Source organism: Demequina lignilytica (assembly GCF_030418305.1).
Lineage (GTDB): Bacteria > Actinomycetota > Actinomycetes > Actinomycetales > Demequinaceae > Demequina > Demequina lignilytica.
Window position 1 is genome coordinate 81,603 of sequence record NZ_JAUHPX010000007.1, and the last position, 13,534, is coordinate 95,136.

Genomic DNA, 13,534 nt, shown 5'->3' on the forward strand with positions numbered 1-13,534 from the left:
TGTGTGGTGACGTCCTTGTGCCGGACAACACCGCCGCCACTGCCACGTGACGGCGATGGGGAGAGGCAATCACCCGTTCGCGCGTCCCGGCCGGGACCATGCACGACCTGTCCCCACGGTCGCACAACCTGTCATCCGCGGCGCACGCGGACGTCCCCCGCGAGCACCTCGCGGCGCTCGCCGGCGGCCGTGCGCACCACCAGGCCGCCGCCGGGGGCGAGCCCCTCGGCCACCCCGGAGACCGGCGCGCCGTCGGGGACGTCGATCGCGACGTCCCACCCGACCGTCGCGAGCACGGCCTCCACCGGCGCGCGCATCGGCTCCCCGGAGCGCCACTGGGCCACGGAGTCGCGCAGCTCGGCCGCGAGCAGCCCCATGAGCACCACCCGGTCGAGCTCGGTGGCGCCCAGCGACGCCAGGGAGGCCGCGTGCGGGACCGGCAGCTCGGCCGGCTCCTGCGAGACGTTGATGCCGATGCCCGCGACGACCGCGTCATCCTCGCCCGTCTCGCACAGGATCCCGACCACCTTGCGCCAGCGTCCCCAGCCGGGGATCTCCCGCGCGCCGGCCTCGACCACGACGTCGTTGGGCCACTTCAGCCACGCGCCCACGCCCGCGCGGCGCAGCGCGCGGACCGTCGCGAGCCCGGTCACGAGCGGCGCCCAGCCGTAGTCCGCGCGTGCCACCTCGACGGGTCTCAGCGCGAACGATGCGGTGAGGGCCGCCCCGCGCGGCGTCACCCAGGCGCGCCCGGCGCGGCCCCGGCCGGCGGTCTGGTGGTCGGCCACCAGCGCGGACAGGTGCGGCCAGGCGCTCCCCTCGCGCCGCAGCGCCTCGAGCAGGCGGGTGTTGGTCGACGGGGACTGCGCGAGCACGTCGACGCGCGCGAGCGGGGCGGGCACCAGCCCTGCCAGCGCGCCCGCGGTGAGCTCGCTCCGGGAGCGCAGGATGCGCTCGGCGGGCACGGCGGGGACGGTGGAGCTCACGGCGCCAGCGTAGACCCCGTCAGACGAGGGCCACCTCGACGCCCGCGGCCTCCAGGTCCTCCGCGGTGTCGCGGTCGAGACCCGTGTCGGTGATGAGCATGGCGATGTCGCTCAGCCCCGCGAAGCGGTGGAGATGGATCTGCCCGGCCTTGGTCGAGTCGCTCACGATGACGGCGCGGCGGGCCGCCCCCACCATCGCCCGCTTGGCGTCCGACTCGGCCTGATCCGGCGTGGTGAAGCCGTGGCTCACGTCGAAGCCGTTGGCCCCCATGAAGGCGACGTCCGCGCACATGCCCGCGAGCGCCTCGATCATCATGCCGCCGACCGCGGCCCCGGTGCGGTGCCGCACGCGGCCGCCGAGCAGGACCAGGTCGATCGAGGGGCGGTCGGCGATCACGGCGGCGATCGCGAAGGAGTTGGTGACCACCGTCGCGGACATGTCCGCGGGCATCGCGTGGGCGATCGCGAGGGTGGTCGTGCCCGAGTCGAGGATCACCGAGCCGCCGTGAGGGATCTCCTCGAGCGCGCGCTCCGCGATGGTGCGCTTCTCCGAGGTGGCCTGGATCTGACGGTCGGCGGTGTGCTGCTCGAGCGTGAGCCGCTCCACGGGGAGGGCGCCTCCATGCACACGGCGGACCACACCGAGCCGCTCGAGGGCCGTGAGGTCGCGGCGGACCGTCTCGACGGTCACGCCGAGCGTCTCGGACAGCGCCACCACCTCGACGCGGCCGACCTCGCGCGCGCGCTCGAGGATCGCCTGCTGCCGCTCTGCCGCGTACACGCCATGCCCTCCAGAATTGTGTGCCCCGGGGTCAATACTCCCTCATCGTGGCCGTCCGGAGGGACGGCCACGATGGGGAGAGGCCGGTCAGGGCTCGACGGTGACCTTGATGGCAGCGCCGCGCTTGACGATGTCGAACGCGTCGAGGACCCGCTCCAGCGGGATGTGCTCCGTGATCAGGTCCTTCACGGGCACCTTGCCGGTCGCGATGTACTCGAGCGCCATCTTGTTGTGCGCCGGCGCCGAGCCGTTCGCACCGAAGATGCGGAGCTGGCGGTAGTGCACCAGGTTCGAGTCGCACGTGATGGTCGGGTTGGTCTTCGGCAGGCCGCCGAAGAAGGAGATCTTGCCGTTGCGGGCGGCCATCGAGATCGCCTGCTCCTGGGCGATGTTCGCCGCGGTCGCCGTGATGATCGCGTCCGCACCGCGGCCGTCCGTCAGCTCCTTCACCTTCTCGACCACGTCGACGTTCGCGCCGTTGATGACCTCGTCCGGGTGGACCGCGTCGGCGGTCATCTTGAGCCGCTCGTCGTTGACGTCGATGAGGAAGATCCGGGCGGCGCCGTTGGCGCGGGCCAGACGGATGTGCATCGCGCCGATCGGGCCGGCGCCGAACACGACCACCGTGTCGCCCTCCTCGATGCCGAGGATCCGCTGCGCGTTGATGGCGCACGCGAGGGGCTCGGCCGCCGAGGCCTCGTCGTAGCCGACGCCCTCGGGGATGCGGTTGAGACCGTCGACCTTCATCACCTCGCGGGGGACGATCATGTACTCGGCGAAGCCGCCGTCGTACTGGTAGCCCATCGAGGTCTGGTTCTGGCAGACCTCCATCCAGCCGCGCGAGCACTCGTAGCAGTCGCCGCAGGGCACCGCGGCGATGACCTGCACGCGGTCGCCGATGGCCCAGCCGTCGACCCCCTCGCCGATCGCGACGATCTCGCCGGCGATCTCGTGGCCGATGGTGCGCGGCGGCGTGAGGTTCTGGTGGCCGTTGTAGAAGATCTTGACGTCGGTGCCGCAGGTGGAGGTGTTCCGCACGCGGAGCTTGACCTCGCCGGGGCCGACCTCGGGCTCGGGCACATCCTCGATGCGGACGTCCTCGGGTGCGTAGAAGCGCAGCGCCTTCATGGTGGTTCCTTTCGGTCGTGGGGACGGATCAGGGTGAGTCAGGCGGCGGGAGCGAGCAGGCCCATGACCTGATCGACGTCGGCCGCCTCGCGCAGCCGGGCCGCGGACTCGGGGTTCATCAGGACGGCGGCGAGGGACTGGAGGATGTCGATGTGCTCCTCGGACTTGGAGGCGATCGCGATGCACACGAACACCTCCTTGCCGTCCCAGTCGATGCCGTCGGGGAACTGCAGGTAGGCGATGGCGGCGCGCGCGATGTGCGCGCGGCTCTCGTTGGTCCCGTGGGGGATCGCCACGCCCTCGCCGATGAAGGTGGACACCTGCTCCTCGCGCTCGTGCAGCGCGGCGGCGTACTCCTCCGTGGCGGCGCCGAGCTCGACCAGGAGCTCGCCGCACTGACGGATGGCGTCCGTCTTGTCCTGAGCCGTCAGGCCAAGACGGACGCCTTCGCGCGACAGGATCGCCATGAGCTCAGGACTCCAGCACCTGGTTGTTGGCGATGGCGTTCTCGACCTTCGTGAAGGCCGGGTCGCCCATGAAGATCGCGAAGGGCACCACGACGGCGCCGGGCGCGGTGGACTTGGCGCGGGCGGCCAGGCCCTGGTGGCACAGCACCACGTTGGCGTCGCCCGGGATCTCGTCGACCGGGGTGTGCTTGACCTCGACGCCGTACTTCGCGAGCTTGGTGCGCAGCGTGCTCGCCACCATGACGGACGAGCCCATGCCGGCGTCGCACGCCACGATCACTCGCTTGACATCGGAACCGTTGACTGAGGGCATCGTCGCCACTCTCCTTCTATGTGTGTCGTGAGGGGTTCGGTGCGGGGGCCGCGGGCGCGGCCCCCGCACCTTCGATTGTGCGCCGATCAGGCGCCGGTCATCGGGTCGGGGAGACCGGCCTCCTTGGCGGCGGCCTCCTCCTTGGCCTCCTGGCGGAGCTCCTTGTCGAACTTCAGCAGGAAGAACGCCACCACGAACGCGACCGCGGCCGCGATGAACACCTGGAGGAACATCCCCACGTACTCGCCCTTCGGCGTGAAGGTGATGTACGCGAAGATCGATCCCGGCGACGGGGGCGCCACCAGGCCGTTGTCCAGGATCACGCCGGTGAGCACGCCGGACATGCCGCCCGCGATGGCCGCGGCGATCAGCTTCGGCTTCATGAGGATGTACGGGAAGTAGATCTCGTGGATGCCGCCGAAGAAGTGGATGATGATCGCGCCGGGGACCGAGGCACGCAGCATGCGCGGGCCGAAGAACATGAACGCGGCGAGGATGCCCAGGCCGGGCCCGGGGTTCGACTCGATCATGAACAGCAGCGACTTGCCGGTCTCGAGCGCCTCCTGGGTGCCGAGCGGGGTGAACACGCCGTGGTTGATGGCGTTGTTCAGGAACAGCACCTTGGCGGGCTCCACGATCAGCGAGGCGAGCGGCAGCAGGTGGGCGTCGACCAGGAAGTCCACGCCGTTGCCGGCCCACTCGACCAGCTTGGTGACCACGGGGCCGATCGCGAGCTTGCCGACGATCGCGAGCAGCATGCCGATGATGCCGATCGAGAAGTTGTCGATGAGCATCTCGAAGCCGGCCTTGACCTTGCCCTCGATGAGCTTGTCGAACTTCTTGAGCACCCACGCGGCCGCCGGACCGGCGATCATCGCGCCCATGAACATCGGGACATCGGCGCCCACGATCACACCCATGGTGACGATGGCGCCGATCACACCACCGCGGATCCCGTGGACGATCTTTCCGCCGGTGTAGCCGATCAGGAGCGGGAGCAGGTAGGTGATCATCGGGCCGACCAGCGCGGCCAGGCCCTCGTTGGGCGTCCATCCCGTGGGGATGAAGAACGCGGTGATGAGGCCCCACGCCACGAAGGCGCCGATGTTCGGCATGATCATGCCGGACAGGAAGCGGCCGAACCTCTGGACCGCCGCGCCCACGCCGCCTTCGCGGTTCTTGTTAGCCGCCGTGGCGGACTGTGCATCGGATAGAGACATGCGCTGCCAACCCTTTCTCTCTCCCCGCTTCCTTGCGAGGGATCTCGTGCCGCATGTCGCCCGGTAACGGGCGTTGTCGTCGTCGACGGTCACGACAATAGCCACACATTCGGCGTGAGTCAAACACATTCGGGCGCACTCAGGCAGGAGCCCTCCTGGGGGTTTGCGAAAACCGGGCACACCCGGGAAGCCCGAACGCGCCCGAATCGGACACACCGTGCAGCCCGCACGGGCGCCGCTAGGCTGTGGGGCAGCCCGTACCCAAGGAGAGATGTGTCCCCCATGAGGCCCGCGAAGACCACAGCATCGTCGCTCGAGGACCTTCGCAAGAAGGTCGACGCCGCGGTCACCGCACCCGAGACGACGGCCCAGGAGAAGCAGCACGCGCGCGGAAAGAAGACCGCCCGCGAGCGCGTCGACCAGCTGCTCGACGAGGGCTCGTTCGTCGAGCTCGACCGGCTCTCGCGCCACCGCTCGCGCAACTTCGGGCTCGACCGCAACCGGCCCTACGGCGACGGCGTTGTCACCGGCTACGGCACCGTCGACGGGCGCCAGGTCGCGGTCTACTCGCAGGACTTCACCGTCTTCGGCGGATCGCTCGGCGAGGTCCACGGCCAGAAGATCGCGAAGATCCAGGACTTCGCGCTGCGTACCGGCGTGCCGTTGATCGGCATCTCCGACGGTGGCGGCGCGCGCATCCAGGAGGGTGTCGCGGCCCTCACCCAGTTCGCGGAGATCTTCCGCCGCAACGTCGCGGCCTCGGGCGTGATCCCGCAGATCTCGATCATCCTGGGCCCCTCCGCCGGCGGCGCGGTCTACTCCCCCGCGCTCACCGACTTCATCGTCATGGCCGACGGCACCTCGCAGATGTTCATCACCGGCCCCGACGTGATCAGGTCCGTCACCGGCGAGCAGGTCACGTTCGAGGAGCTGGGAGGCGGCCAGACCCACAACGTCACGTCGGGCGTCGCCCACTACCTCGCGGCGGACGAGGACGATGCGCTCGAGTACGTCCAGCACCTGCTCCAGTACCTGCCCCAGAACAACCTCGCCGACCCGCCGATCTGGACGGAGGAGGCGGACCTCGAGCCCACCGCCGAGGACCTCGCGCTCGACGCGCTGGTCCCGGACAGCGACAACCAGCCGTACGACATGAAGGCGCTGATCGCCGCCGTGGTCGACGACGGGGAGTTCCTCGAGATCCAGCCGCTGTTCGCCCCGAACGTGGTGGTCGGCTTCGGGCACGTGGAGGGCCACTCCGTCGGGATCGTCGCCAACCAGCCCATGCAGATGGCCGGCACGCTCGACATCAACGCCTCCGAGAAGGCCGCCCGGTTCGTGCGGACGTGCGACTCGTTCAACATCCCGATCATCACGCTCGTGGACGTGCCCGGCTTCCTGCCCGGCGTCAACCAGGAGCACCAGGGCATCATCCGTCGGGGCGCCAAGCTCATCTACGCCTACGCCGAGGCGACCGTGCCCCTCATCACGGTGATCACCCGCAAGGCCTACGGCGGCGCCTACATCGTCATGGCGTCCAAGCAGCTCGGCGCGGACGTCAACCTCGCGTGGCCCACGGCGCAGGTCGCGGTGATGGGCGCCGGCGGAGCCGTCAACATCCTCCACCGCCGCACGCTCGCCGACGTCGAGGCGAAGGGCGGCGACGTCGAGGCCGAGCGACAGGCCCTGGTCGAGGACTACGAGGACCGGATCGTCAACCCCTACGACGCCGCCGACCGCGGCTACGTCGACGCCGTGATCGAGCCGTCCGAGACGCGGGCGCAGGTCACCCGGGCGCTCCGCGCGCTGCGCACCAAGCGCGCCTCGCTGCCGCCCAAGAAGCACGGGAACATCCCGCTGTGACCGAGCCCGAGAACTCAGGCGACCCGACCGAGCTGCGGGTGATCCGCGGCGCGGCCGACGACGCGGAGCTCGAGGCGGTGGTCGCCGGCCTGATCGCGGTCGCGGCGGCGTCGCAGGCGGCGGCCGACGAGACGACGCTGGAGGGCGACCCGCGTTCCGCGTGGATGGATCGCACGCGGACGATGCGCGGGCGGCGGATCATGCTGCCGCTCGCCCGCGGCGCGGACGCCTGGCGCCACTCGCTCCGGTGAGCCGCCCTCTGGTCGCGTTCGGCGCCGCGGGGCTCGCCGCCGTCGCCGCCCCCGCCGTCGCCATGCGGGCGACCACCGCATCGTCCCGTCATGCGGTCGACTCGGGCGACCTGCGTCCGGCCGACGCCGCGCTGGTGCTCGGTGCGCGCGTGTGGCCCGACGGCCGCCCCAGCCGCTTCCTCCGCGAGCGCGTCGTCGTGGGCGTCGAGCTCTACCGCCGGGGCCTGGTCGGCACCCTGCTGATGAGCGGGGCGGGGCCGAACAAGGAGGGTCTCGACGAGCCGGGCACGATGCGCCGCACGGCCATCGAGATGGGCGTGCCCGCACGCGACATCGTCATGGACCCGGCCGGGGTGAACACGTGGGCCTCCGCGCGCGGTGCCGCGGCGCGCGAGCTCCGCTCGGTGATCGCATGCTCGCAGGAGTTCCACCTGCCGCGGGCCGTGTGGCTGTGCCGGCGCGCCGGGCTCGAGGCGCAGGGCGCGTCCCCCGCCGTGCTCGCGCGCACGCACACCGTGATCGGCTACGGGCGGGAGATGGCGGCGGCCTGGAAGGCCGTGCTCGACACCATGGCGTGAGCCGCCGACGTGGGCCACGATGGGGTCATGCCGTCGAAGTGGTCCCTCGCGTCCGAGGACTCGATCCTGTCGATCGCCAGCACGGGCTCCGCGCTGTCGATCCTGTCGGTCGGCAGCGTGCTGTCGATCGGGTCCGTCGGCTCGGCGCTCTCCGCCTTCAGCATCGGCAGCTCCGCGAGCGTCGGCTCCGCGATGTCGTTCGCGTCGCGCGGCTCGCTGATGGCGTCCCGGGACGCGGGCGCGGTCATGGGCACCGCCCGCCGGGGACGGTCGGTCCGCTGGACGCTCGCCCAGGGCGGCGCCGTCGCCGTGCTGGTCGCCCTGGCGCTCGTGGGCTCGGCGCGTCGGCGCCCGCGCTGAGGGATGGTCCGGGATCCCGCACCCGGGACCTACGGATAAGGCAAGCCTTCCCTTCCGGAATTATCCTGTGCGGGTGCTGCTCCACACCCTCGCGCCGGGCGCCGTCGCCCGGATCCGAAGCATCAGCGCCGACGCGCCGGTCGCGCTGCGGCTGCGCGAGATGGGTCTGCGCCCGGGGATCCGCGTCCGGGTCGCCGGACGGGCCGCGTCGGGTGCGCGGGTCGTCGCGGTCGGCGGAGCCCGCATCGCGGTCGACCGTCAGACCTCGGCGCTGATCGAGGTGGATCCGGCATGACCACCCAGGTCTCGACCGCGAGCGTGCTCCTGGTCGGCAATCCGAACGTCGGCAAGTCGACGCTCTTCAACCACCTCACCGGAGCGCGCCAGAAGGTGGTCAACGCGCCCGGCACCACCGTGTCGCTGGCGGAGGGCTCGTGGCGCGCGGGCTCGACCGACGTGTCGCTCGTGGATCTGCCGGGCACCTACTCGCTGATCGCGCGCTCTCCCGACGAGCAGGTCGCCGCCGATGCCGTCGACGACCCCTCCCACGATCTCGCCGTCGTCGTGCTCGACGCCACCGCGCTGAGCCGCTCCCTGTACGTGCTCGGGCAGGTCGCCCGGGCGGGCCGGCCGGTGGTCGCGGCGATCAGCATGGTGGACCTGGCGGAGGCACGCGGGCTCCGCCCGGACCTCGACGCGCTCGCCGCCGCGCTGGGCGTGCCGGTGGTCGAGGTGAACGGCCGCACCGGCGCGGGCACGGGTCTGCTCGCCGCGACGGTCGCCCAGGCCCTGCGCACGCCGCCGCGCGTCGCCGGGATCGAGCGCCGCGACCACGACCACGAGCTCGGCGACGAGCTGGCCCACGCGCAGCAGCTGTTCGACTGGATCGAGGGCGTCGCCGACGCCACGCTGACCTCGGTGGAGACCCGCGAGACCGTCTCCGACCGCATCGACCGCGTCCTGCTCAACCCGTGGGCCGGGGTGCCGGCGTTCCTGGCCGTGATCTGGGCCGTGTTCCAGCTCACGACCGCCGTCGCCGCTCCCCTCATGGACGGCGCGGCCGCGGTGGTCGACGGGCCGGTCACCTCGACCGCGGAGTGGCTGCTGGGAGCAGTGCAGGCACCCGCCTGGCTCGAGTCCTTCGCGATCGGCGGGCTCGTCGCGGGAGTCGGCGCCGTCGTCTCCTTCATCCCGCTGATGGCCATCATGTTCGCCTGCGTGTCCGCGCTCGAGTCCTGCGGGTACCTCGCGCGGGTCGCGATCGTCGCCGACCGCGCGATGCGGGCGATCGGCCTCGACGGGCGGGCGATGCTGCCGCTGATCGTGGGCTTCGGCTGCAACGTGCCGGCGCTGTCCGCGACCGCCGTGCTGCCCCACGCCCGCCAGCGCCTGCTCACGGGCCTGATGGTGCCGCTCACCACGTGCACGGCGCGGCTCACGGTCTACCTGCTGCTCGCGCAGACCTTCTTCCCCGACAGCGCCGGCTCCGTGGTGTTCGGGATGTACCTGCTGTCGATCGTGCTCGTGGTGGCGTTCGGCCTCGCCGCGCGCCGCACCGCGTTGCGCGACGTGCGGCCCGAGCCGCTCATCATCGCCCTCCCCGACTACCAGTGGCCGCACCTGCGGACGCTCGGCCTGGGGGTGTGGACGCGGGTCGTGTCCTTCGTGCGCAAGGCCGGCAGCGTGATCATGGTGGCCGTCGCGGTGCTGTGGGTCCTGCAGGCGATCCCGGTGCGCGGCGGCCACGACCTCGCGGACGTGCCGGTGCAGGACTCGGTGTACGGCGCGACCGCGACGGCGATCGCGCCCGCCCTGGCACCCATGGGCCTCGACGACTGGCACATCGCAGCGTCGCTCGTCTCGGGCATCGCCGCCAAGGAGGTCACGGTCGGCGCCCTGGCGCAGTCCTACGCCCTCGAGGACCCGGGGTCGGAGCCCTCGGCCTCGCTCGGGGAGCAGGTGCGAGCGACGGTCGAGCAGACCTCCGGAGGCGCCGTCGGCGCGGCGGGACTCGCGTTCATGGTGTTCGTGCTCGGCTACCTGCCCTGCATGGCCACGCTCGCCGAGCAGCGCCGGCTCTACGGCTGGCGATGGACCGCGGGCTCCGCCGCCGCGCAGCTCGCGATGACGTTCGCGCTCGCGACGGCGGTGTTCCAGGTGGGCCGGCTGCTGTGACCGGCGTGTTCGGTGCCGTGATGGAGCGTCTGGCCGCGGGCGAGAGCCCGCGTGCGGCCGCGCGCACCCTCGGGATCCCTCTCGATCTGGCCGAGGCCGTGGCGGAGGAGGGCGAGAGGTTCGGCCTCGTCATCCGTGCCGGAGCCGCCTGTGGAACCTGCGTGCCTGGCGACTCGCCGGCGTGCGCCGGCTGTCCTCTCGCGCGCTGACGGGCCTCAGTCGGAGCGGCCGCGGCGGCCGTTGATGCCGCCGATCATGGACGAGAGCATGGCCGCGATCTGCTCGAGCTGGGCGTCGTCGAGCGACTCCAGCTGCTCGCGTCGCTGGACGCGTGCCGTGCCCACGACCTCCTCGGCGAGCTCGCGGCCCCTGGCGGTGAGACGGATCCGGCGGATCCGGCGGTCCTCCGGATCCTCGCTGCGCTCGAACACGCCGCGCTGGACCATCCGCTGGACGATCCCGGTGGCGACCGACGGATGCACGCCGACCTGCTCGGCGAGGTCCGTCGTGGTGCACCCTTCCTGCGAGTACACGATGACCAGGGCGCGGAACTGGTGAAGGGTCAGACCCAGGCTCGTGACCACCTCGGTGCGGGGTGCGGAGATGCGCAGGAAGTGCTGCAGCTCGTCGCATGCCGTGTCCAGCAAAGCGTCCCGGTCGCCCATCGATTCCCCCTCGAGAAACTTTCGGTTCCGCCTACTATAGCGGTCCTCTTACCTGATCTTTACCCTCGCTTCGGCGGCGCGTTGCGCGCCCGGCTACCCTCTCCTGCATGACCGTCCCGCTGGTGCTCGCCTCGCAGTCCCCCGCCCGTCTCGCGACCCTTCGATCCGCCGGCGTCGAGCCCGAGGTGATCGTCAGCGAGGTCGACGAGGACGCGGCGCTGGCGGCCGCCCAGGAGCGCCACGCCGCCGCGGGCTGGGGCGACCTGCCTCCCGCGGACGCGGTGCTCGTGCTGGCGCAGGCCAAGGCCGAGGACGTGGCCGGAACGTGGGACACGGACGCGGTGGTGCTCGGCTGCGACTCGATGCTCGAGCTCGACGGGGAGATCCTGGGCAAGCCCGCCGATGCGATCACGGCGGTGGCGCGCTGGCATGCGATGCGCGGTCGCACCGGGGTCCTCCACACGGGCCACTGGCTGGTCGACGACCGCGGGAGCGGCACCGCGGCCACGCTCGGCGCGACGTCGTCGACGGTCGTGCGGTTCGCCGACCTGTCGGATGCGGAGATCGACGCCTACGTCGCGACGGGCGAGCCCCTGCGCGTCGCAGGAGCGTTCACCGTGGACGGCCTGGGCGGCCCCTACGTCGAGGCGATCGAGGGCGACTACCACGGGGTGGTCGGCGTGAGCCTGCCGCTGCTGCGGTCCCTGCTCCTCGAGCTCGGCGTCGCGTTCCACGACCTGCGCGCCTGACCCGATACCCTCCCCGGTTTGTAGGGGCGCGACAACTCAGACAGCCCTCAGGCGGATCCTGGCCCCGATTCGCTGTGAGAACGCACAAACGATGCGGGGAAGGCTTATCGCCCGGCCCAAAGTTGGGTCCCCCCACGCATCGAAGCGCCGCTCCCGCGGATGCCCGCGCTAACGTTTCGGGGTGACTGCCTTCGCCTCCGTCCTGGTCGCCAACCGTGGCGAGATCGCCGTCCGCATCATCCGCGCCTGCGCGGACGCGGGTCTGCGCTCCGTCGCCGTGTACGCGGACCCGGACCGCGACGCCCCCCACGTCGCCTTGGCCGACGAGGCGTACGCGCTCGGCGGCTCGACCGCCCGCGAGACGTACCTCGACATCGCGAAGATCGTCGACGCCGCGCGGCGCAGCGGCGCCGAGGCCGTCCACCCGGGCTACGGCTTCCTCGCCGAGAACTCGGACTTCGCGCGTGCGGTCATCGCCGCGGGGCTCACGTGGATCGGCCCGTCACCCGAGGCGATCGACGGCCTCGGCGACAAGGTGAGCGCGCGGCACATCGCCCAGCGCGCCGGCGCACCGCTGGTGCCGGGCACCCCCGACCCCGTCGCATCGTCCGACGAGGTGGTCGCGTTCGCGCAGGAGCATGGGCTCCCGGTCGCCATCAAGGCCGCCTTCGGCGGCGGCGGCCGCGGCCTCAAGGTCGCGCGCACGCTCGAGGAGATCCCCGAGCTGTTCGACTCTGCGACCCGCGAGGCCGTCGCGGCCTTCGGTCGCGGCGAGTGCTTCGTCGAGCGGTTCCTCGACAAGCCGCGTCACGTGGAGACGCAGTGCCTCGCGGACGCCCACGGCAACGTGCGCGTCGTCTCCACCCGCGACTGCTCGCTCCAGCGCCGCCACCAGAAGCTGGTCGAGGAGGCCCCCGCGCCGTTCCTCACCGACGCCCAGAACGCGCGGCTGGTCGAGGCGAGCGAGGCGATCCTGAAGGAGGCCGGCTACCAGGGCGCGGGGACGTGCGAGTTCCTGGTGGGCGTCGACGGCACCATCAGCTTCCTCGAGGTGAACACCCGGCTCCAGGTCGAGCACCCCGTGACCGAGGAGGTGACCGGCGTCGACCTGGTGCTCGAGCAGTTCCGGATCGCGGCCGGCGAGTCCATCGCGGACCTCCACCCCGTCACGCGGGGCCACTCGATCGAGTTCCGCATCAACGGCGAGGACCCGGCCAAGGGCTTCATGCCCGCGCCCGGCACCATCTCCACCCTGCGCTTCCCGTCGGGTCCCGGCGTCCGCGTCGACGCGGGCGTCGCCCAGGGCGACGCCGTGTCCGGCAACTTCGACTCGATGATCGCCAAGGTGATCGTCACCGGCGCGACCCGCGACCAGGCGCTCGCCCGCGCGCGCCGCGCGCTCGCGGAGATGACGGTCGAGGGCATCCCCACCGTGCTCCCCTTCCACCGGGCCGTGCTCGACGCCCCGCAGTTCACGGCGGTCGACGGCTTCCGCGTCTACACGACCTGGATCGAGTCCGAGTTCGCGGACACGGTCGCGGGGCTCGCCCCCGGCGCCTCCTCGGCCGATGCCGAGGCCGATGCGCCGGCGACCGAGCGGGTGATCGTGGAGGTCGGCGGCAAGCGCCTCGAGGTGGTCCTGCCCGCCTCCCTCGCACAGGCCGGTCGAGCCGGTGCCCGTCAAGCGGGCAAGCGGCCGATGCGCAGGTCCTCGAACGGCGCCCCGCGCGGCGCGTCGGGGAACACGCTCGCGTCGCCCATGCAGGGCACGATCGTGAAGGTCGCGGTCGCGGACGGCGCGATCGTCGCCGAGGGCGACCTCGTGGTGGTGCTCGAGGCGATGAAGATGGAGCAGCCGCTGACGGCGCACCGGGCCGGCGTGGTCCGCGCCCTCGCGGCGACGGTCGGCGCGGGGGTCAGCTCCGGCACCGTCATCTGCGAGATCGTCGACGCCGAGTAGCCCCCCGTCCCCGGCGGGACGCTCAGGACCGCTGTCCG

General features: G+C 71.9%; 16 protein-coding genes. 9 read left to right on the plus strand and 7 right to left on the minus strand.

Translation table 11 applies throughout. The annotated features are described in order from the left end of the window. Positions 1-131 precede the first annotated feature (131 nt). The 6 genes from QQX10_RS11640 to mtlA all read right to left on the minus strand — a co-directional run bounded on the left by QQX10_RS11640 (position 132) and on the right by mtlA (position 4,895). The gene (locus tag QQX10_RS11640) at positions 132-986 is read right to left on the minus strand and encodes a biotin--[acetyl-CoA-carboxylase] ligase (RefSeq protein WP_301121366.1); all 855 of its coding nucleotides are present in this window, start codon (positions 984-986) and stop codon (positions 132-134) included. Between the two features lie 19 nt (positions 987-1,005). Beyond that, positions 1,006-1,767, minus strand: a complete 762-nt coding sequence (locus QQX10_RS11645) for a DeoR/GlpR family DNA-binding transcription regulator (protein ID WP_301121368.1) — start codon at positions 1,765-1,767, stop codon at positions 1,006-1,008. An 87-nt stretch (positions 1,768-1,854) separates the two neighbouring features. Then, positions 1,855-2,895: a zinc-dependent dehydrogenase gene (locus tag QQX10_RS11650; RefSeq protein WP_301121370.1), complete on the minus strand. Its 1,041-nt coding sequence runs from the start codon at positions 2,893-2,895 to the stop codon at positions 1,855-1,857. 38 nt (positions 2,896-2,933) lie between these two features. Beyond that, positions 2,934-3,362 (minus strand): PTS mannitol transporter subunit IIA, encoded by a 429-nt coding sequence (locus QQX10_RS11655; RefSeq protein WP_301121372.1) that lies wholly within the window; start codon positions 3,360-3,362, stop codon positions 2,934-2,936. A gap of 4 nt (positions 3,363-3,366) precedes the next feature. Further along, entirely contained in the window at positions 3,367-3,675 is a 309-nt protein-coding gene (locus QQX10_RS11660) for a PTS sugar transporter subunit IIBC family protein (protein WP_301121374.1), read from the minus strand. An 86-nt stretch (positions 3,676-3,761) separates the two neighbouring features. Beyond that, a complete protein-coding gene (mtlA, locus tag QQX10_RS11665) occupies positions 3,762-4,895 on the minus strand; it encodes a mannitol-specific PTS transporter subunit IIC (protein ID WP_301121376.1) in 1,134 nt (377 codons plus the stop codon). Positions 4,896-5,177: 282 nt separating this feature from the next. On the opposite strand from mtlA, the gene QQX10_RS11670 reads away from it, so the two are divergent. From QQX10_RS11670 to QQX10_RS11700, 7 genes are all read left to right on the plus strand, one after another. Then, a complete protein-coding gene (locus QQX10_RS11670) occupies positions 5,178-6,758 on the plus strand; it encodes an acyl-CoA carboxylase subunit beta (protein WP_301121378.1) in 1,581 nt (526 codons plus the stop codon). Further along, a complete protein-coding gene (locus tag QQX10_RS11675; RefSeq protein ID WP_301121380.1) occupies positions 6,755-7,009 on the plus strand; it encodes an acyl-CoA carboxylase epsilon subunit in 255 nt (84 codons plus the stop codon). The genes QQX10_RS11670 and QQX10_RS11675 overlap by 4 nt, the downstream gene beginning before the upstream one ends. Then, on the plus strand, positions 7,006-7,587 hold the full coding sequence (locus tag QQX10_RS11680) for a SanA/YdcF family protein (protein WP_301121382.1): 582 nt from the start codon (positions 7,006-7,008) through the stop codon (positions 7,585-7,587). The genes QQX10_RS11675 and QQX10_RS11680 overlap by 4 nt, the downstream gene beginning before the upstream one ends. Before the next feature lie 27 nt (positions 7,588-7,614). Continuing rightward, positions 7,615-7,947: a hypothetical protein gene (locus QQX10_RS11685; RefSeq protein ID WP_301121384.1), complete on the plus strand. Its 333-nt coding sequence runs from the start codon at positions 7,615-7,617 to the stop codon at positions 7,945-7,947. A gap of 73 nt (positions 7,948-8,020) precedes the next feature. Further along, a complete protein-coding gene (locus QQX10_RS11690; RefSeq protein WP_301121386.1) occupies positions 8,021-8,242 on the plus strand; it encodes a FeoA family protein in 222 nt (73 codons plus the stop codon). After that, complete coding sequence (gene feoB / locus QQX10_RS11695) at positions 8,239-10,122, plus strand: ferrous iron transporter B (protein WP_301121388.1); 1,884 nt, start codon at positions 8,239-8,241, stop codon at positions 10,120-10,122. Before QQX10_RS11690 ends, feoB begins: the two co-directional genes overlap by 4 nt. After that, the gene (locus tag QQX10_RS11700) at positions 10,119-10,331 is read left to right on the plus strand and encodes a hypothetical protein (RefSeq protein ID WP_301121390.1); all 213 of its coding nucleotides are present in this window, start codon (positions 10,119-10,121) and stop codon (positions 10,329-10,331) included. Before feoB ends, QQX10_RS11700 begins: the two co-directional genes overlap by 4 nt. A 6-nt stretch (positions 10,332-10,337) precedes the next feature. Here the strand turns inward: QQX10_RS11700 and QQX10_RS11705 are convergent, their stop codons facing one another. Then, positions 10,338-10,787 carry a MarR family winged helix-turn-helix transcriptional regulator gene (locus QQX10_RS11705; RefSeq protein WP_301121392.1) on the minus strand — a complete coding sequence of 150 codons (450 nt, stop codon included), beginning with the start codon at positions 10,785-10,787 and terminating at the stop codon, positions 10,338-10,340. A gap of 107 nt (positions 10,788-10,894) precedes the next feature. On the opposite strand from QQX10_RS11705, the gene QQX10_RS11710 reads away from it, so the two are divergent. Both QQX10_RS11710 and QQX10_RS11715 read left to right on the plus strand, forming a co-directional pair. Next, the gene (locus QQX10_RS11710) at positions 10,895-11,536 is read left to right on the plus strand and encodes a Maf family protein (RefSeq protein WP_301121394.1); all 642 of its coding nucleotides are present in this window, start codon (positions 10,895-10,897) and stop codon (positions 11,534-11,536) included. Between the two features lie 181 nt (positions 11,537-11,717). Continuing rightward, positions 11,718-13,496: an acetyl/propionyl/methylcrotonyl-CoA carboxylase subunit alpha gene (locus tag QQX10_RS11715; RefSeq protein ID WP_301121396.1), complete on the plus strand. Its 1,779-nt coding sequence runs from the start codon at positions 11,718-11,720 to the stop codon at positions 13,494-13,496. Positions 13,497-13,534: the final 38 nt, after the last annotated feature.

Excerpts from the sequence above, each read along its gene's own strand:
- QQX10_RS11650 (WP_301121370.1), bottom strand. The coding sequence starts at position 2,895 with ATGAAGGCGCTGCGCTTCTACGCACCCGAGGACGTCCGCATCGAGGAT.
- QQX10_RS11655 (WP_301121372.1), bottom strand. The coding sequence starts at position 3,362 with ATGGCGATCCTGTCGCGCGAAGGCGTCCGTCTTGGCCTGACGGCTCAG.
- QQX10_RS11660 (WP_301121374.1), bottom strand. The coding sequence starts at position 3,675 with ATGCCCTCAGTCAACGGTTCCGATGTCAAGCGAGTGATCGTGGCGTGC.
- mtlA (WP_301121376.1), bottom strand. The coding sequence starts at position 4,895 with ATGTCTCTATCCGATGCACAGTCCGCCACGGCGGCTAACAAGAACCGC.
- QQX10_RS11670 (WP_301121378.1), top strand. The coding sequence starts at position 5,178 with ATGAGGCCCGCGAAGACCACAGCATCGTCGCTCGAGGACCTTCGCAAG.
- QQX10_RS11685 (WP_301121384.1), top strand. The coding sequence starts at position 7,615 with ATGCCGTCGAAGTGGTCCCTCGCGTCCGAGGACTCGATCCTGTCGATC.
- feoB (WP_301121388.1), top strand. The coding sequence starts at position 8,239 with ATGACCACCCAGGTCTCGACCGCGAGCGTGCTCCTGGTCGGCAATCCG.
- QQX10_RS11705 (WP_301121392.1), bottom strand. The coding sequence starts at position 10,787 with ATGGGCGACCGGGACGCTTTGCTGGACACGGCATGCGACGAGCTGCAG.
- QQX10_RS11710 (WP_301121394.1), top strand. The coding sequence starts at position 10,895 with ATGACCGTCCCGCTGGTGCTCGCCTCGCAGTCCCCCGCCCGTCTCGCG.